General features: G+C 70.4%; 20 protein-coding genes. 11 read left to right on the top strand and 9 right to left on the bottom strand.

What is annotated here, in order from left to right; all coding sequences use genetic code 11:
* Positions 1 to 54 precede the first annotated feature (54 nt).
* The gene (locus ABD785_RS05985) at positions 55 to 450 is read right to left on the bottom strand and encodes a Rieske (2Fe-2S) protein (protein WP_344823033.1); all 396 of its coding nucleotides are present in this window, start codon (positions 448 to 450) and stop codon (positions 55 to 57) included.
* Positions 451 to 520: 70 nt separating this feature from the next.
* On the opposite strand from ABD785_RS05985, the gene ABD785_RS05980 reads away from it, so the two are divergent.
* Positions 521 to 1,504 carry a LysR family transcriptional regulator gene (locus tag ABD785_RS05980; protein ID WP_344823031.1) on the top strand — a complete coding sequence of 328 codons (984 nt, stop codon included), beginning with the start codon at positions 521 to 523 and terminating at the stop codon, positions 1,502 to 1,504.
* 29 nt (positions 1,505 to 1,533) lie between these two features.
* Here the strand turns inward: ABD785_RS05980 and ABD785_RS05975 are convergent, their stop codons facing one another.
* Together ABD785_RS05975 and ABD785_RS05970 are read right to left on the bottom strand one after the other, a co-directional pair.
* Positions 1,534 to 3,234 (bottom strand): ABC transporter ATP-binding protein, encoded by a 1,701-nt coding sequence (locus tag ABD785_RS05975; RefSeq protein ID WP_344823029.1) that lies wholly within the window; start codon positions 3,232 to 3,234, stop codon positions 1,534 to 1,536.
* A 5-nt stretch (positions 3,235 to 3,239) separates the two neighbouring features.
* Entirely contained in the window at positions 3,240 to 4,913 is a 1,674-nt protein-coding gene (locus tag ABD785_RS05970) for an ABC transporter transmembrane domain-containing protein (protein ID WP_344823027.1), read from the bottom strand.
* A 97-nt stretch (positions 4,914 to 5,010) separates the two neighbouring features.
* On the opposite strand from ABD785_RS05970, the gene mshB reads away from it, so the two are divergent.
* The 4 genes from mshB to ABD785_RS05950 are packed head-to-tail and all read left to right on the top strand — an operon-like array spanning position 5,011 to position 7,516.
* A complete protein-coding gene (gene mshB / locus ABD785_RS05965) occupies positions 5,011 to 5,859 on the top strand; it encodes an N-acetyl-1-D-myo-inositol-2-amino-2-deoxy-alpha-D-glucopyranoside deacetylase (RefSeq protein WP_344823025.1) in 849 nt (282 codons plus the stop codon).
* A 10-nt stretch (positions 5,860 to 5,869) separates the two neighbouring features.
* Positions 5,870 to 6,268 carry a DUF6113 family protein gene (locus tag ABD785_RS05960; protein ID WP_344823023.1) on the top strand — a complete coding sequence of 133 codons (399 nt, stop codon included), beginning with the start codon at positions 5,870 to 5,872 and terminating at the stop codon, positions 6,266 to 6,268.
* Entirely contained in the window at positions 6,243 to 6,770 is a 528-nt protein-coding gene (locus ABD785_RS05955) for a flavin reductase family protein (RefSeq protein ID WP_344823021.1), read from the top strand. Before ABD785_RS05960 ends, ABD785_RS05955 begins: the two co-directional genes overlap by 26 nt.
* A gap of 11 nt (positions 6,771 to 6,781) precedes the next feature.
* The gene (locus ABD785_RS05950; RefSeq protein ID WP_344823019.1) at positions 6,782 to 7,516 is read left to right on the top strand and encodes a hypothetical protein; all 735 of its coding nucleotides are present in this window, start codon (positions 6,782 to 6,784) and stop codon (positions 7,514 to 7,516) included.
* Here the strand turns inward: ABD785_RS05950 and ABD785_RS05945 are convergent, their stop codons facing one another.
* On the bottom strand, positions 7,517 to 7,975 hold the full coding sequence (locus tag ABD785_RS05945; RefSeq protein ID WP_344823017.1) for an Lrp/AsnC family transcriptional regulator: 459 nt from the start codon (positions 7,973 to 7,975) through the stop codon (positions 7,517 to 7,519).
* Positions 7,976 to 8,018: 43 nt separating this feature from the next.
* On the opposite strand from ABD785_RS05945, the gene rocD reads away from it, so the two are divergent.
* Positions 8,019 to 9,209, top strand: coding sequence for an ornithine--oxo-acid transaminase (gene rocD, locus ABD785_RS05940; RefSeq protein WP_344823015.1), 1,191 nt, complete (start codon positions 8,019 to 8,021; stop codon positions 9,207 to 9,209).
* A gap of 231 nt (positions 9,210 to 9,440) precedes the next feature.
* A complete protein-coding gene (gene rraA / locus ABD785_RS05935) occupies positions 9,441 to 9,923 on the top strand; it encodes a ribonuclease E activity regulator RraA (RefSeq protein ID WP_344823013.1) in 483 nt (160 codons plus the stop codon).
* Here the strand turns inward: rraA and ABD785_RS05930 are convergent.
* Positions 9,920 to 10,138 carry an EF-hand domain-containing protein gene (locus ABD785_RS05930; RefSeq protein ID WP_344823011.1) on the bottom strand — a complete coding sequence of 73 codons (219 nt, stop codon included), beginning with the start codon at positions 10,136 to 10,138 and terminating at the stop codon, positions 9,920 to 9,922. The two genes, rraA and ABD785_RS05930, sit on opposite strands and share 4 nt — an antisense overlap.
* Positions 10,139 to 10,200: 62 nt before the next feature.
* Positions 10,201 to 11,703 carry a lysyl oxidase family protein gene (locus ABD785_RS05925; protein ID WP_344823009.1) on the bottom strand — a complete coding sequence of 501 codons (1,503 nt, stop codon included), beginning with the start codon at positions 11,701 to 11,703 and terminating at the stop codon, positions 10,201 to 10,203.
* 126 nt (positions 11,704 to 11,829) lie between these two features.
* Between ABD785_RS05925 and ABD785_RS05920 the strand changes: the two genes are divergently transcribed.
* From ABD785_RS05920 to ABD785_RS05910, 3 genes are all read left to right on the top strand, one after another.
* Complete coding sequence (locus tag ABD785_RS05920; RefSeq protein WP_344823007.1) at positions 11,830 to 12,534, top strand: Uma2 family endonuclease; 705 nt, start codon at positions 11,830 to 11,832, stop codon at positions 12,532 to 12,534.
* On the top strand, positions 12,531 to 12,671 hold the full coding sequence (locus ABD785_RS05915) for a hypothetical protein (protein ID WP_344823005.1): 141 nt from the start codon (positions 12,531 to 12,533) through the stop codon (positions 12,669 to 12,671). Before ABD785_RS05920 ends, ABD785_RS05915 begins: the two co-directional genes overlap by 4 nt.
* Positions 12,672 to 12,759: 88 nt before the next feature.
* Entirely contained in the window at positions 12,760 to 12,969 is a 210-nt protein-coding gene (locus ABD785_RS05910; RefSeq protein WP_344823003.1) for a helix-turn-helix domain-containing protein, read from the top strand.
* A gap of 183 nt (positions 12,970 to 13,152) precedes the next feature.
* Here the strand turns inward: ABD785_RS05910 and ABD785_RS05905 are convergent, their stop codons facing one another.
* Positions 13,153 to 14,295 (bottom strand): ROK family protein, encoded by a 1,143-nt coding sequence (locus ABD785_RS05905; protein WP_344823001.1) that lies wholly within the window; start codon positions 14,293 to 14,295, stop codon positions 13,153 to 13,155.
* Between the two features lie 171 nt (positions 14,296 to 14,466).
* Here ABD785_RS05905 and ABD785_RS05900 point away from each other — a divergent pair, with 171 nt between their 5' ends.
* Entirely contained in the window at positions 14,467 to 14,889 is a 423-nt protein-coding gene (locus ABD785_RS05900) for an SRPBCC family protein (RefSeq protein ID WP_344822999.1), read from the top strand.
* 2 nt (positions 14,890 to 14,891) lie between these two features.
* Here the strand turns inward: ABD785_RS05900 and ABD785_RS05895 are convergent, their stop codons facing one another.
* A complete protein-coding gene (locus ABD785_RS05895; protein ID WP_344822997.1) occupies positions 14,892 to 16,595 on the bottom strand; it encodes a serine/threonine-protein kinase in 1,704 nt (567 codons plus the stop codon).
* The gene (locus ABD785_RS05890) at positions 16,592 to 17,290 is read right to left on the bottom strand and encodes a hypothetical protein (RefSeq protein ID WP_344822995.1); all 699 of its coding nucleotides are present in this window, start codon (positions 17,288 to 17,290) and stop codon (positions 16,592 to 16,594) included. The genes ABD785_RS05895 and ABD785_RS05890 overlap by 4 nt, the downstream gene beginning before the upstream one ends.
* Positions 17,291 to 17,346 lie beyond the last annotated feature (56 nt).

Genomic DNA, 17,346 nt, shown 5'->3' with positions numbered 1-17,346 from the left:
GGCGACCACGGCCCCAGCTCCGGGAACAGGCCGTCCGGCCCGGCGAAAGGACGTTCAGTCCGGCAGAAGGATCAGATCCTCGCCCGAGACCTTCACCTTCGCGGGGGCCAGGGGCGCCGTCGCGGGGGACCGGGCGACCGAGCCGTCGGCGAGGTTGAACGCGCTGCCGTGGCACGGGCACGTCACCTTGGTGCCCTCGATCTTGTCGACCGGGCAGCCCTGATGGGTGCAGATCGCCGACAACGCCGTGAAGGTCCCCGCCGTCGGCTGGGAGACGATCACCTTCTCCTTGGTGAAGATCTTCGACCCGCCCACCGGCACGTCGGCGACCTTGCCCAGGACGGTCTCGGCCGTGGCCGCCGTCTTCTTGCCGTAGACGGCGCACCCGCTCGCCGCGCCGACGGCACCGACCACTCCGGCCGCGAGCACGGCCCGCCTCTCGGTCTCCATGCGACGAGGTTCTCACCCGCCCGGCAGGCCCGTCCCCGATCCCAGATACCGGATGCGAAACAATGACGGCGTGCAACTGCAGCAGCTGGCCTATTTCGTGGCGGTCGCCGAGATCCGCCACTTCACCCAGGCCGCCGAGTCCCTGGGCATCGCCCAGCCCTCGCTCTCGAAGCAGATCCGCACGCTCGAATCCGAGCTGGGCGCCGCCCTCTTCTCCCGCGCCCGCGGCAACATCACCCTCACTCCCGCGGGGGAGGCCCTCCTTCCCCTGGCCAAGCGCATCCTCGCCGACGTGGACACCGCGAGGGTCGAGGTCCAGGAGCTGGCGGGCCTGGTCAGGGGCCGGGTCCGGCTGGGCGCGACCCCCTCGCTCTGCGCGGGGCTGCTGGCCGACGCGCTGCGCCGCTTCCACGACGCCTACCCCGGCATCCGGCTGATCGTCGAGGAGGGCGGCTCCCGCGACCTGGTCCGCGACCTGACCCGCGGCCATCTCGACCTGGCCCTGGTGATCCTGCCCCTGGCCGACGACACGCCCCTGGTCACGACCCCGATCCTGCGCGAGAACCTGGTCGTGGCGATGCCCGCCGACCACCGTCCCCGGCGCAGCCCCATGACCATCGAGGACCTCCAGGGCCGCGACCTGGTCATGTTCCGCTCCGGCTACGACCTGCGCGAGGCCACGATCACCGCCTGCCGCACCGCCGGCTTCGAACCCCGCTTCGCGGTGGAGGGCGGCGAGATGGACGCCGTCCTGCGCTTCGTCGAGGCGGGTCTCGGCCTCGCGGTCGTGCCGTCCATGGTCCTGGCGGGCCGTCCGGGCCTGCGCGGCATCGCCCTGACGGCCTCCGACCCCCTGCCCTTCCCGGTCCGCCGCGACCTCCCCCCGCCCCCCGGCCTCCAGCGCACCATCGCGATCGCCCACCGCAAGGACGTCTCCCTCACCCACGCGGCCAAGGCCTTCCACACCACCCTCGAGACCTACCTCACCGAAGCCGCCGCCGACGGCGCCCTTCCCACGGGCGTCCACCACCTCCGGGGCGGCTCCGCGGGCTGAGCCTCAGCCTGCCGGGTGGAGTGCCCGGGTCAGGTGGAGTGCCAGGTGGTCCACAGGGCGGCGTAGGAGCCGGAGCGGGCCACCAGTTCGTCGTGGGTGCCGAGTTCGGAGATGAGGCCGTCCTCGACGACGGCCACGCGGTCGGCGTCGTGGGCGGTGTGGAGGCGGTGGGCGATGGCGATGACGGTGCGGCCCTCCAGGACGGCGCCGAGGGAGCGCTCCAGGTCGCGGGCGGCCCTCGGGTCGATGAGGGAGGTGGCCTCGTCGAGGACCAGGGTGTGCGGGTCGGCGAGGACCAGGCGGGCCAGGGCGAGCTGCTGGGCCTGGGCGGGGGTCAGGGTGGTGCCGCCGGAGCCGACGACCTCGTCCAGGCCGGGGCCCGTCCAGGCGACGGCCTCCAGCGCGGCGCGCAGGTCGTCGTCGGAGGACGGCCTGACCAGGGCCAGGTTGTCGCGCAGCGTGCCGCGGAAGACATGGTGCTCCTGGGTGACCAGGGCGACCTGGTGGCGGAGGTCGTCCAAAGGCAGATCGGTCAGGGGGACCTCGCCCAGGGTCACGGCGCCCTCGCGCGGGGCGTGGATGCCCGCGAGGAGGCGGCCGAGGGTCGACTTGCCCGCGCCGGACGGCCCGACGATCGCCAGGCGCTCACCGGGGGCCAGGTCGAGGGAGACGCCGTGCAGGACGTCGCGCTCGGCGTAGGCGTACCGGACGTCCTTCGCCGAGATCTCGGTCCCCGCCGGACGCTCCCCGGACGGCTCCCGGTCGGACGGCACGGCGGAGACGCCCAGCAGCCGGGCCAGCGAGGCGCCGCCCAGCTGGAGCTCGTCGAGCTGTGTGAGGAGCATGTCCAGCGGCCTGGAGAGCTGCTGGACGTACAGGGTCGCGGCCGTGACCTGGGCGAGCGAGAGGTGCCCGTGGATGTAGAACAGGCCGCCGAACAGCAGCGTGGCGACCACCGGGACCACGTAACCGATCTCCAGCGACGGGTACCAGATCATCCGCAGCTTCAGCGAGTACCGCTCGGCCGCCCAGCTCTCGGTGATGTCGGCGTCGGTCCGCTCGTGCCGCCCGGTCTCCCGGCGCAGCGCCGTGACGGTCCGCGCCCCGGTGACGGTCTCGGCCAGGCCGTCGGTCATCTCGGCCCAGGCGGCGTGCTCGCGCAGGTAGGCGTCGCGGGCGCGCTGGAGGTACCAGCGGGTCGACAGGAACAGCAGCGGGACGACCAGCAGCACCGGCAGCAGCAGGAGCGGGCTGGTCAGCCCCAGCGCGACCACCGTGAACAGCCCGGTGACCAGGGCGATCAGGACCTGCGGGGCGGCGTGCCTGACCGAGCCGCTGAGCTGGTCGACGTCGCGGGTGGTGCGGGCCAGCAGGTCGCCGGTCCCGGCCCGCTCGACGGTCGACAGGGGCAGCCGCAGGACCTGGTCGATGAACTCCTCGCGGAGCTCGGCCAGGGCCTTCTCGCCGAGCCGGGCGGAGGCGAAGAACGCCTGCCGGGTCAGCGCCGCCTGGATGACGACGAACAGGGCGATACCGCCCGCGATCAGATCGATGTGCTCGCCCGGGTTCTCCACCAGGCGGCCGAACAGCCACGGCGTCACCAGGCCGGTGATCGCGGCGAGGCCGTGCAGGCCCAGCGCGAGTGCCAGTTCCCGCGGATGCCGCAGGACCAGCCGCCGCGCATAGCTCCGCACGTCCTCGCGGGACGCGACGGGCAGTCGCTCGCTCATTTCCCCTACTCCCGTACGACTGCCGCGCGGTAGGCGGGACAGCTCTTCACAAGGTCGGCGTGCTCGCCCTCGGCGGCCACGGCGCCGTTCTCGACGAAGATCACATGGTCGGCGCGGTCCAGCATCAGCGGGCTGCCGGTGAACAGGACCGTGGTCCGCCCGCCGCGGTGCTTGCCGAGCCGGTCGGCGATCCGCGCCTCGGTGTGGGCGTCGACGGCGCTGGTCGGCTCGACGAGGATCATGACGTCGGGCTCGGCGGCGAGGGCCCTGGCCAGCCGCAGCCGCTGCTGCTGGCCGCCGGAGAACTCCCGGCCACCTTCGGCCACGGGACCGTCCAGCCCGACGGCGTCGACGACGTCCTCGGCGCAGGCCGCCCAGACGGCCTCGCGCGCCAGATCGTCGTCGGGGGCCGCGAGCTCGCCGCGGACCGTCCCGGTGAACAGGCGGTCCTCGTTGATCGAGACCAGGATCCGGCGGCGCAGCTCCTTCAGCTCCGCCAGGGGGATCCCGCCGTAGGAGCCGCCGTCGGCGTAGCCGCCGAGCCGGTCGGCCAGTTCGGGCGCGGCCGTCCCCGCGACGACGGCCGTCAGCCCGCCGCCCCGGACCGTCAGGCCGGTCACGGAGTCGGTGAGCCGGGAGTCGGTGAGCCGGGTTCCCTCGGGTTCGCGGGTGCCCAGATCGGGGTGTTCCGGGTCGAGCTGGAGGATCCGGACGATCCGCTTGGACGCCACATGGGCCTTGGTGATCCGGTCGGCGGCCTCGGCGATGGTCCACAGCGGGTCGACCAGGAAGGCCGCGTAGCCGTAGAAGGCGACGAGCTGGCCGACGGTGATCTCCCCCGCGGCGGCGTAGTGCGCGCCCATCCAGGTGACCACGACCAGGAGCAGTCCCGGCAGCAGCAGGCCGATGCCGTCCAGGACCGACTCGACCGAGGCCGTCCGCACCCCCGCCGCCCGGACGGACTGCGACTCGTCCTTGAACCGCCGGGAGAACAGCTGCTCCCCGCCGATCCCGCGCAGCACCCGCAGCCCGCCGACGATGTCGGCCGCCCGGGTCGTCAGGTCGCCGGTCAGCTCCCGCTGCCGGGTCTGCCTGCGGTGCAGCGGCCTCATGATCGGCGCGGTCAGGGCCAGGATCAGCGGGATGCCGATCAGCACGACCAGGCCCATCTGCCACATCGAGCCGAGCAGGATGACCGTCACCACGATGATCGAGACGACCGAGCCGGCGCCGCGGGCGGTGATGTCCATGGCGTCGCCGATCCTGGAGACGTCCGCGATGCCGACCGAGACGACCTCTCCGGTCGTCAGCCGCTTCGGCAGGGTCGGGCCCAGCCGGGTGGCCTGCCGGACGATCACCTGGATGGTCCGGTAGGCGGCGGCGAGCCAGTTGAAGACGGCGAACCGGTGCCGGAACACGCCGCTCAGCGCCTGGAGGAGGCCCAGGCCGAGCAGCACCAGTGACCACTCGGTCAGGGAGGTGGCGTCCTTGGCCTTGATCCCGTGGTCGATGGCCTGGCCGAGGACATAGGGCATGAGGGCCTGCGAGCCCATCCACGCGACGCCCAGCAGGGTCCCGGGGATGATCGCGTGCAGCTGGCACCGCGCGATCCACCCCAGGTACCGCCACGGCCCACGGTTGTCGGGAGTCCCGGGATCCGAGACGGGCAGCGAGCGCATCACATCAAGGTAGGAAACACGCAGGTAACAGCGCCAATCATTTTCCAGCGGGTCCCCGCCCGCCCGGCCGCTCCGGTCACTGGTTACCCTGCTGGTCATGAGTGACCGCCGCATTCTGTTCGTCCACGCCCACCCCGACGACGAGTCGATCGGGACCGGGGCGACGATGGCGCGGTACGCGGCGGAGGGCGCGCACGTCACGCTCGTCACCTGCACGCTGGGCGAGGAAGGCGAGATCATCCCGGCCGACCTGGCCGAGCTCGCCGCCGACCAGAAGGACGAGCTGGGCTCGTTCCGGATCGACGAGCTGGACGCCGCCTGCGCGGCTCTGGGCGTCACCGACCAGCGGTTCCTCGGCGGACCCGGCCACTGGCGGGACTCCGGGATGGCCGGGGTGGCCTCCAACGAGCGGACCGAGGCCTTCTGGCAGGCCGACGTCGAGGACGCCGCCGCCCGGCTCGAAGAGATCATCAAGGACGTCGGGCCCCAGGTGATCGTCACCTACGACGACAACGGCTACTACGGCCATCCCGACCACATCCAGGCGCACCGGGTGGCGTGGCGGGCGTTCGAGCGGACCCAGGGCACCGGCCACGAGGTCGCCAAGTTCTACGCGACCGCGATGCCGCGCTCGGTGATCGCGCGTTCGGTGGCCGTCCTGCAGGCGGGCGGGCCGTTCCGGGCTCCCGGCAGCGTCGACGAGGTGGCCTACGGCGTCCCCGACGACCAGGTCACGACGGCCGTCGACGCCCGTCCCTACCTGCCGCAGAAGCTCGCGGCGCTGGCCGCCCACCGCACCCAGGTCACCGTGGACGGGGCGCACTTCGCGCTCTCGGACAACGTCGGCCAGCAGGCCTTCGGCGTCGAGTACTACACGCTCCTGGCCGGGCCGAAGGGCCCCGTCGGCCCGGACGGACGCGAGTCCGATCTCTTCGGCGGTCTGTAATCTGATCGGCGTGAACAGGTTGGACTCACCTCTCAACGCTGCCCTGTACCTCGCACTGGGCCTCTTCGGCGTGCTCTGGGGCCTGATCGGCTCGTTCACCTACAGCCACTCCCTGGCCGTGACCTTCGCGCTGAGCGTGGGCAACCTGGTCCTGTTCCGCCTGGCGGGCTGGGGCGCCGGCACCCGGGCCGCCGCCGTGGTGCCCACCCTGGCCTGGCTGACGACCGTCATGATCTTCTCTCTCCCCAAGAGCGAGGGCGACGTCATCTTCCCGAGCACGATCTCCGGGCAGGTCTACCTGTTCCTGCTCGGCGGCGCCGCCGCCGGCGGCCTCGCGATCTACCTGACCCCCGCCACCCGCTCCTTCCTGACAGGCCTTCCGCATGACCCCAGCTCCCGAGCCCGCTGACCCCCGGCCTGACCTCACGGTCGCCGCGTTCCGCCGGGTGGCGGGCCGCTTCGCCACGGGGATCACCGTCGTGACCACCGTCGCCGACGGCCGGGACCACGCGATGACCATGAACGCCTTCACCTCGGTCTCGCTCGACCCCCTGCTCGTGCTGTTCTGCGTCGAGAAGATCGCCCGCTTCCACGACACGGTCCTGGCCCAGCCGACCTGGGCCGTCAGCATCCTCGGCGAGCACTCCGAGGCGGCCTCCTCGTGGTTCGCGACCCGCGGCCGTCCCCTGGAGGCCGGGCTGGACGGCTGGAAGATCCACCGCGGACCGCGCACCGGGGCGCCCATCCTCGACGAGGCCATCGGCGCCCTCGAGTGCCGCACCCACGCCGTCCACGACGCGGGCGACCACACGATCGTGGTCGGCGAGGTCCTGGCGGCCACCACCCCGGCCGAGGCCGGGCCCCTGATCTACTTCAACGGCACGTACCGGACCCTGCGCGAGCCCGCGTGAGGCGCGCGGCCGTGCCGATCGCCTCCGGGCTGATCCTGATCGGCGGCGCCTACGCGGTCTCGGCGAGCGGCGAGTGGTCGGCCCCGATGCGCGACGCCCGCGTCTGGGTGGACGCCGACCAGCGCACCCTCCTGGTCTCCGGGACGGGCAGCGCCTGCGACACCGACGCCGACCTGCGGCTGACCGAGACGGCGGTGGCCGTCCGGATCGAGATCACCAGGCACGGCACGGAGCAGGACTGCCAGGCGGTCGGCTTCGTCCGCACCTTCAAGATCACGCTGCGCGGGCCGCTCGGCACCCGGCGGGTCGCGGGCTTCAACGATCTGGACCTCGTCCGGCTCGACCAGCGCCCGGACGAGCGGACCAACGCGATCCCCGTGAAGGTGTTCTCGGCGCCGCATCCCTACGTGCCGGGCCCGTCCCGGCCGCCGGTGCTCCCGGAGCGCGAGAGCGTCTGGGTGGACCCGTCGGGGACGGTCGTGTCCCTGGTGGAGCCCGGGGCGCCCTGCGGCGGGACGGTCACCGTCCGCGTCTTCCAGTGGCCGAAGACCCTGAAGATCGCCCTGAAGCGCACCGGCCGCACCGAGCCCTGCCCGGCGAGCCGCCTCCCCGTGCTCTACCGGATCGCGCTCCAGAAGCCGGTCGGCGGCAGATCCCTGGTCGGCGCGGACGGCGCCCCGCTGCCCCGCCTGGAGTCGCCGCCCGAACTCTCCGAGGCCGGCCAATTCAAGATCATTTATCGCTAGCTAGGCTTCGAGCAGGCGGGACAGCACGATCGAGGTCTTGGTCTGGACGATCATCCGGTCGCCGCGCAGCCGTTCCAGGGCCTCCTCGAGATGGTGGATGTCGCGGGCCCGCATGTGGACGAGGGCGTCCGGCTCGCCGGAGACGGTGTAGCAGGCGACGACCTCGGGATGGCGGCGGACCGAGGCCTTGATCTGGGACGCGCTCGTGCCGCCGGTGCAGAAGATCTCGATGAACGCCTCGGTCGTCCAGCCGAGGGCGTCCTGGGAGACGACCGCGCGGTAACCGGTGATGATCTTGTCCGCGCGGAGGCGGTCGACGCGGCGCTTCACCGCCGGGGCCGAAAGCCCGACGCTGTCGCCGATCTGGCTGAAAGAGGCACGCGCGTTCTCCAGCAGACACGCAATGATCTGCTGGTCTATGGCGTCAATTTGCAATGAACCGGGCCTCTCGCTGCGCATTTCAGTTTGGATTCGCGTTATGCACGACCATAACCTGAGATACATGACGACCACCTCTGAGCTGCGGGCGCTGTCCGAGGCGCACTCCGCGCACAACTACCACCCGTTGCCCATCGTGATCGCCACGGCCGAGGGCGCCTGGGTGACCGACGTCGAGGGCAAGCGGTACCTCGACATGCTGTCCGCCTACAGCGCCGTCAACTTCGGCCACGGCAACCCGCGCCTCATCGGCAGGGTCAAGGAGCAGCTCGACCGGGTCACCCTGGTCAGCCGGGCCTTCGACCACGACCAGTTCGGCCCGTTCGTGACCGAGCTCGCCGAGCTGTGCGGCAAGGACATGGTCCTGCCGATGAACTCCGGCGCCGAGGCCGTCGAGACCGCGCTCAAGACCGCCCGCAAGTGGGGCTACGAGGTGAAGGGCGTACCGGCCGACCAGGCCAACATCGTCACCTTCCAGGGCAACTTCCACGGGCGCACCACCACGATCGTCTCCTTCTCCGACGATCCGGACGCCCGTAACTCCTTCGGCCCGTTCACCCCGGGATTCCGGTCCGTCCCCTACGGCGACGTCGAGGCGCTCCGCGCGGCCGTCGACGGTTCCACCGTGGGCGTCCTGATCGAGCCGATCCAGGGCGAGGCGGGCGTGAACGTGCCGCCGTCCGGCTTCCTCCGGGCCGTCCGCGACATCTGCACCGAGGCCGGCGCGCTGATGATCGACGACGAGATCCAGGCGGGGCTCGGCCGGACCGGCCGCACCTTCGCCGCCGACCACGAGGGCGTCGTCCCCGACATCTACATCCTGGGCAAGGCGCTCGGCGGCGGCATCATGCCCGTCTCCGCGGTCGTGGCCGACCAGGACGTCCTGGGCGTGTTCAAGCCCGGCCAGCACGGCTCGACCTTCGGCGGCAACCCGCTGGCCTGCGCCGTCGGCCGCGAGGTCGTCGCCATCCTCAACGAGGGCACCTTCCAGAAGCACTCCGCCGAGCTCGGCGCCTACATGCACGAGCGGCTCGGACGGCTCCAGAACGTCAAGGCCGTCACCGGCCGCGGCCTCTGGGCCGGCATCCAGCTCCACGGCAAGGCCCGGCCGGTCTCCGAGCGCCTCAAGGAGCTCGGCGTCCTCGCCAAGGAGACCCACGAGACGATCATCCGCCTGGCCCCGCCGCTGGTGATCACCAAGGAAGAGCTCGACTGGGCCGTCGACCAGCTCGAGATCGCCCTGGCCGACGCCTAGGCCGTTTTCAGGCCGAACGCTCAGGCCCCACAAGCTGCGAGGGGAGCGCCGCGCCCGGTTCCGGGGGGTATCCGGTGCGCGCGCTTCTCTCGCAATCCACCCACCTGACAGGGGTGAGACCGCAGGCCCGTCCCACAACGGTGTGGGGCGGGCTTTCGCGTCGCCGCGGACGGGCGGTTCCGGCCACCTCCGCTGATCGCGGGAGAGGGCGGGTCGATAGGATCCGTGGCCATGACCTTCGCGACCGCCGACCTCATCGACGACTTCGAAGCCGAACTGCAGAGCTGTGAGACCCAGTTCCGCCAGTTCGGAGGGCTCCAGGTGTTCAGCGGCCGGATCAGCACGATCCGCTGCTTCCGCGACAACGGGCTCGTCAAGAAGATCCTCAACAGCCCGGGCGAGGGCCGTGTGCTGGTCGTCGACGGGGGAGACTCCCTGGCCAGCGCGCTGTGCGGCGATCTCATCGCCAAGGCCGCGGTCGACAACGGCTGGTCCGGGCTGGTGATCAACGGCGTCGTGCGCGACACCGTCACGCTGGCCACCCTGCGGCTGGGCGTCAAGGCCCTCGGCTCGAACCCGAAGAAGTCCGCCAAGGACGGCGCGGGCGAGGTCGACGTCCCCGTCTCCTTCGGCGGCGTCGACTTCCGCCCCGGCGCATGGCTCTACAGCGACCACGACGGCATCGTGGTCGCCGACAGGGAACTTCCGGTCTAGTTCGCGGCGCGCTGCATGAAGGCGGCGAACTCGTCCAGGGAGATCTTGCCGTCGCGGGACTTGTCGGCGGTCACCATGACCTCGACGACGCGGCTGAAGTCCGCGTCGTGGCCGAGGGCGTGCATCAGCGAGCCGAGCTCGCCGACGTCGATGAACCCGTCCCCGTCGGCGTCGATGAGGTCGAAGGTCGCCTTGTATTCAGAAGCTTGAGTCACAGGCGGAACACTAGCGCGGCCGGACTCCCCTAGCGGGAGCCCGGCCGCATTTCGGTCTCGCGTTACGGGGCGTCGACGATGCCGACCTTCGGCACCCTGACGGTCCTGGCGCCCGGCACACCGCCGAGGATCACCTTGCGGTAGGAGACGTTGTTCCCGGTGGACCGCTCGATGAGGCGGTGCTTGGGGTTGGCGATGACCTGGATGTAGTAGGTCCCGTTCTTGAGCGCGGAGATGTCGAACGACTGGCCGGGCAGGGTCTGGGTGTAGGTGTCACCCTGGCCGACGTCGAGCACCTCGCGGACCGACAGCGATGTGACGTCGCCGCACGCGGTCGCCAGGTCGGTGTTGGACGGCTTCCACTTCGCGCCCTTGACGGTGAGGTCGATGGCGTCGGTGGCGGCGAGGCAGAACGCCTCCTTCTGGCTGCGGACGATCAGCTTCCTGTCGGCGCCGAGCAGCCGGTAGGTCGCGAAGTCCTTGAAGTGCCAGTGCTCGTGGCCGGGGCGCGGGTCCCACTCGAACTGGCCGGTCCTCTGGTAGCCGACCTGCTTGCCCCTGGTGTCGTAGAAGTACTGGTAACCGTCCATGAGGCCCTGCCGCCCCCGGCGGAACCCGTCGACGATCAGCGGCGACGGCCCGGCGTTCCAGACGTTCGCCGCGAACTGCAGGTAGTCGTGGACCGGTGCGGGCACGGCCGGGGCGGGTGCCGGAGCCGGGGTGGGCATTCCGGGCATCGGCGGCATCGGGATGGCGCCCGTCTCGTCCTGGCTGATGGCGATCCCGTAGGCGGGCAGCGCCCGCAGGTCGGGCCTGGGGCCCTTCGGGATCCTCGGCTTCCCGGTGGGACGCACGGCCTTGAGAGCGGCCCCCGCGGCGCGCTTACGACCCTGGGCGTCCTGGTTCTGGATGAGCCGGACGGTCAGCCTGACGTGCTTGGTCCCGCCGCCGATGCGGAAGAGCTTCCGGTACTTCTTCGCGACCGAGACCGCGACGTCGTAGGTGCCCGCGGGCAGGTCGGCGGAGGCCGGGGCCGGGCCGTAGTAGCCGCTGGCGGTGTTGACCGCCCAGCCCTTCTGGATGCCCCAGACCGACCCGAGCGTGAACGGGTTGTAGGAGCAGGAGTCCGGGTACTTGTTGGTCGCCACGGCCTCCTTCTTGATCCGGCTGGACGGCCCGAGCGGGCAGAACGTCTGCGAGAGCTTCTGCTCGATCTTCCCGTCGGTGCTCCTGATCGAGAGCTTGAGGAAGTCGGGGAGGCCGGAGAAGTCGTCGACGAGACCGGCGGGCAGCTTGCGGTCCTTGCCGCCGATCCGCTGGTAGACGACGGGCTTACGCGCGTAGGACGGCCGCTTGACGCGCAGCTCCCACGGACGGTCCGCGGCGATGTAGGCGCCGAGGTTCAGGTAGACGGCCGGCTCGCCCTCGTAGCGGTCGGCCGTGGCGGTCTTGGAAGCGGTGATCAGGCGGAGCACCGGCTTCTCCGCGGCCTGTGCGGAGATCGCCGGTAGTCCCGCGGCGGTGACGCACGCGGCTGCCGCGAAGATCATGGTCGTTCGGATCATCAGTCCCCCGGGGGCGTGGAATTCAGACGATCGGTGAATCTAACGGATTGATCACGGAAAGAGGTGAAGAACTCATGAGTCCGAATGAGACCTTCTGTGAACGGACGCTGCCGTAGAGTGACCGATATGGCGTTGCGTTCCCGCCCACCCCGGCTGTCGCTCATCCGTTCCGGCAGGCAGCATCTGCTGCGCAGGCCCGTCGCGTGGCCCCCGACCGCGGAGAAGCTCTACGCCGCGCTGTCCATGCCGCGCGGCTGCACGATGACCCTGACCGGAGGCCGGGTGCGGGTCGACGGCGGCCGCGATCCCCGGCAGCTCGCGGCCCGGCTGGCGGGGGAGCTGCCGGACGGCGTCAGGGTCGAGCTGTACGACGGGAGGATCGTCGTGTCCGGCGTCCCCGACCTGCGGCACGACCAGGCCGTCGGCGCGGTGGAGGCGCGGCTCGGCGGGCTGGCGGCCGGGCGCGACTGGGGCGCCCAGCGGGCGGCGACCGTGCTGATGCCGCGCGGCCGGTCCTACGTCCATCCCGATCTGAGCTATGTCAGGGCCGGGGCCGGCTGGCAGGGCGAGGTCGTGCTCGGCTCGGATCTGGCGCTGGCCGTCGAGGTGGCCTCGCCCCCCGACGCCGAAGACGATCGAGACGCGAAGCGGCTTTTCTACGCCGAGGCGGGCGTCTCCTCGTATTTGCTGTTCGATCTGGACGCAGGTGAGGCCGTCCTGTTCGACATCCCGATCGACGGCGACTACCAGCAGTCCTCCCGGGTGCCGTTCGGCGTCCCGCTGCCGTTGCCCTACGGAAACCCCCTGGAGACGATGTGCGACTTCTCTTGACCTCTCTGCTGGTCATGGCCCCCTTCCTGACCGGCTGCAACGGCGGCGACGACGCCGTCGAACCGGCCCCGGTCCCCACCCGGTCCGTCCCCTTCACGCCCCCGGTCGTCACTCCGCAGGCCCCTGTCGTCCCTTAACGCGACGAACTGACTCGATCTTGTGGCCTGGACGTGATCAACCGCTGGTTATGGTGCGGAATCAGATCACATCAGGTGAGGAGCGGGCATGACGGAAGAAGTCTCCAAGGGTCGTCGGGTGTCCGGCGACCAGCGGGCGGACCTGGCTAAGACCGCGGCCGACAGGTACGTGGCGGGCGCCAGCATCCGTGCCCTCGCGACCGAGCTGGGCCGCTCGTACGGCTTCGTCCACAAGCTGCTGGGCGAGGCGGGCGTCGAACTGCGCGGCCGTGGCGGCAACAACCGCGGCAAGAAGTAGCACCACCCTCAGCGGACCGCCCTGCCGGGCGCGGCCGGGCAACCTTCCCGGCCGGGCGGTCCCATCCGGCACGATCTCGCGTGAACACCAGGACCTCGGCCTCGGCGGGCCGTCGGCTGATCGCCTCGGGGGCGGGGCGAACAGCGCCGTGGCGCGGTCCTGCATCCGATGCTCACGGGACGCTCACGGCTCGGCTCCGGCGGGCGTGGTGGGGCCGATGAGGTGATTGACGACCAGGAGGGCCGCTCCGACGCTGACGGCGTCGCCGCCCATCTCGCCGACGCGGATCTCGGTTCCGGCGTAGGGATGGGTCAGGGTGAGGGCCCCGGTCGCCGTTCTGATCTCGGTGAGCCTCGAGCGTCCGAGGAGCTGGCCGAGCCATCCGCCGAGCACGACCCGTCCGGGATTGAGCAGGTTGATCAGGTTCGACAGGGCGACGGACAGATGGCGCACGGCCTCGTCCAGGACCGGAGCCGCGGCCGGATCGGCGAACAGCAGCGCGACGGCCTCCTCCTCGTCTCCGCCCGACAGGTCTCGCCCGGTCACCTCCCGGTACCGCTCCAGCAACGCCCCGCTCCCGACATAGGCCTCCAGGCAGCCGCGCACCCCGCACCGGCACATCCGCCCGCCCGGCTCGACCTTCGTGTGCCCCCACTCCCCGGCACTGCTGGAGGCACCCCTGTAGAGCGTCCCATGACTGATGATGCTCGCCCCGACGCCGGTCCCGAGCAGGGTGACGACCAGATCCTCCGCGTCCCGTCCGGCCCCGAACCACTGCTCGGCCTGCCCGAGCGTCTTGGCGCCGTTCTCCAGGAACACCGGGAGGTCCGTCCCGGCCCTCAGCAGCGCCCCGAGCGGCACCCGCGGCAGCCCGTACGCCTGCGCGTGCAGCACCGGCTCCGGCACCTGCTCGACCACCCCGGGCACCCCGAGCCCGACCCCCAGCACCCGCTCCCGCGCGACCCCGGCCTCGGCGAGCAGCTCCTCGACCCCCTCCAGCACCCGCGCGGCGACCATCTCGGCCCCCTGCACCCCGAGCGCCAGCGGCCACGACGCCCGCGCCACCCCGCCCAGCGCCGCGTCGAACAGCTCCACCCGCAGCCGCGTCTCCTCGACGACGGCCCCCACCACGTACCCGTACTCCGGATCGATCCGCACCAGGGTCCGCGGCCGCCCGCCGTCCGACCCGAGCACCCCGGCCTCCCGCACGAACCCCTCACCGATCAGCCCCGTGACCAGCGAGCTGACGGTCCCCACGCTCAGCCCCGTCATCCCGACCAGCCGCTGCCGGCTCTTCGGCCCCTGCAGATAGAGCGCTCTCAACACCGCCGCCCGGTTCCCCCGCCGCACATCCACGACACTGCCAGGCGACCCCGTCACCACGACCACCACCGACCCCTCCCCTGAGAGCGCTCCCAGGAGCCTAGAGCCTCTTCAGTGGATCAGACCCTTTTCAGATCGTCCGCGACGTGATCGGCTGTACTCCGGGAGGCCTCCATGCACTACGAACGGTCGGTCGACATCAAGGCGAGCGCGGACCACGTCTGGACGATCCTCACGGACGTCGCCCGCTGGCCCACCTGGACCGACTCCATGGTCGCCCTGGACCTGGTCGCGGGCACCGAACTGGCGCCCGGCTCCCAGGTCCGCATCCGCCAGCCCCGCCTCCCGGTGACCGTCTGGACCGTCACCGAGTTCACCCCCGGCACCCACTTCACCTGGGCCTCGGCCACTCCCGCCCTCACCTCGGTCGCCGCCCACCACCTCATCCCCGGCGAGGACGGCACGGTCACCGTCCGGCTCGTCTTCGACCAGTGGGGCCTCCTCGCCCCCCTGACCACCCTCTTCAGCCGCAGACTGATCCACCGCTACGTCGACATGGAGGCCGAGGGCCTGAAGAAGGCCGCTGAGGCACCCTGAGCTCAGCCGAGCACGGTGAGCACAGGCAACATTCCCTCAGACGTCGCCCCGACAGAACTCGGCGGCACGCTGATGTACTTCCCGTTCGAGGTGATGTGGACTTCGGTGATCGACGGCGGGTTCTGGGTCGCGAGGAGATAGCGCCCTGGCTTGACGCTCCTCGGCACGACGAACTCGTGAACTTCGATGGTGCTGAAGTAATAGGAGCACTCGGGCATGCGGTACTCGCTCGTGGTCTTCTTCTCGATCGAACCCCGGGCGGTGACGAAGGTCGTGGTGGCGGGAGGCAGGCCAGTCGGGTTCTTCGGGGCCTTGTAGAGCCAGATCCTGGTGTCGGGATTCTTGGCGATGTCCCGGTTGTCGGCTTCCCCGCCGGAGCTGAAGCCGTAGGACTGGTGGTAGGCGTCGCCCTTCTCTGATTTCGGCCCGTGGCAGCGGTAGTCGCCTTCGCCTCGATACTCCAGGCCCCATGTGGCCCGGTCGAGATGGTCGACACGCAGCCGTACCCGCGTACCGCGTTTCACGGTCGAGGGAGTGACGGTCAGGGTGAACTGGCGAAAAGGGCCTGCTCTACTGCCGTCCGGGATGGTGGCGTTGGCGACGACTTTGCCGGGCTGCTGGAAGAAGGTCCTGTACGTGGAGGTCCGGGCGCCTCCGATGTCGGGATCATTGTTCAGGAAGAGCAGGGTGGCGATACCGGCTCCCGCGACGCCGACCCCTGCCACGGCGGCTTTTCCGCTGCCGATTTTGGAGAGCAGGCCGGTCTTTCCTGCTCCTCCGCCGAGTGCGGTCGAGCCCAGTGAGGTACCCGCCTGCCCGGCGCCTGAGCCCGCGAGAAGCGCCAGAGGAAAGAGGACGCCCAGCGCGGCGGTTCCCGCGGCCAACGCCGCGAGGCCACGGCGCTCCCAGTCGGGCCCATAGGCCCGGGACGCGATGTGCTCGAGATGGTCGACCAGCGCACTCGCCCTAGGCGGGCGGCTGACGGCGGCCTTCGCCATTCCCGCGTTGATCAGCTCATGCAGCTCCTCCGGGACGTCTTCGAAAGGTATCGGCGCGGCGGTGTGCGCGGCGGCCAGTTCGGAATGGGTCCTGGCTCTGTACGGCGCTCTGCCGGTGACACACTCGTAGAAGACGCAGGTCGCAGAGTAGACGTCCGTCGCTGGAGTGGCACTCCCGCCGTTCCACTGTTCGGGAGCCATGTACATGGGAGTTCCGCTCATCGAGCGCTCGCCTGCCAGACCCGCGATCCCGAAGTCGATAAGCTTGCTTTCACCGGCCTCCGTGACCATGACGTTGGCGGGTTTGTAGTCGCGATGGACGATGCCCTTCTCATGGGCTGCGTTGAGGCCCAGAAGAGAGCCCTTGAGAACGGTCAGAGCGGCCTCTGGATCGAGCGAACCATGCTCCTTGAGGAGCCTTTTGAGCGAGACGCCCTCAACGGCCTCCATCACGATCGCGGCCTGGTCGTCGGTCTGAATGTACTGATGGATCTTCGCCACATGAGGATTCGTGACCTGGGCCAGAATGCCGGCCTCTCGCTGGAACTCGCTGAGATGCGCATGGTCGACCATCAGTTCGGGGGCGAGGTACTTGATGGCGACCAGGTCGGCGGAGGAAGCACGGCGGGCGAGGACGACACGCCCCTGCGCCCCTCGCCCGAGTTCTCGGAGCTCCGTGTACTCGAAAAGCGGTCCGGTAGAACTCACCCGATGCGTTCCAACTGTTTGGTGAGCAGCTCCTCTGCTCTCTTCTTGATGGGATCGACCTTCGTCCGGGGCTCCGTCGCCTGCCAATAGATGGAAGAGACCAGGACGTTGCCGCGCAACGCGTAGTCGAAGAAGGTGTAAGCGATGTTGTGCTTGATGTAGGTGCTGTAGACACCCTTCTGAAGGCCGCCGGAACGCCTCCATTCCCCGATCGGTTCCTCGGTAGGAGTCCAAGTCGCGTCGAACGATGCGAGGAACCTCGTCGAGCTGGGGATCGGGGAAGGGGGGACGCGCTTCTTGGGTCGGCAGTCCTTGAGCTTCTCCTGCGTTCTGGCAAATGCGCCGGATGCTTCCTCGGCGGTCGGATAGACCATGATCAGCTCGCTGCGGTTGCCGCCGTCCAGCCTTCCGCTCTTCTCGCTGTACTGCTGGGCGGCGAACTGAGGGGTACCGGGGGGATCCAGCTTTCCGTAGGTGCAGGTCTCGATCTGCTTCTTGACGAGGCTCGTCCTCCGGCGCTCCGGTGCGGGGACGGCCCAGTTCTTACCGTAGTCACCCCGGGTGAGAAGAGCGGTCTCGACCTGTTCCAGAGTGAAGACCGGAGGCGGTGTGCCGGAGGGACCCGTCGAGGGCGAGGGCGATGGTCCGGTCTCGTCCTTGTCTCCGCTGCATCCGGTGGCGAGGAGCCCGGCCATGACGGTGAGGCACAGGAGGACAGCGCTCGCACGAGTCGCGGGCAATTTCGGCCTTT

It is taken from the genome of Actinocorallia longicatena, from assembly GCF_039534125.1.
GTDB classification, from domain to species: domain Bacteria; phylum Actinomycetota; class Actinomycetes; order Streptosporangiales; family Streptosporangiaceae; genus Actinocorallia; species Actinocorallia longicatena.
Note: the sequence above shows the minus strand (reverse complement) of the source record. Positions and strands in the feature narration are given on the sequence as shown.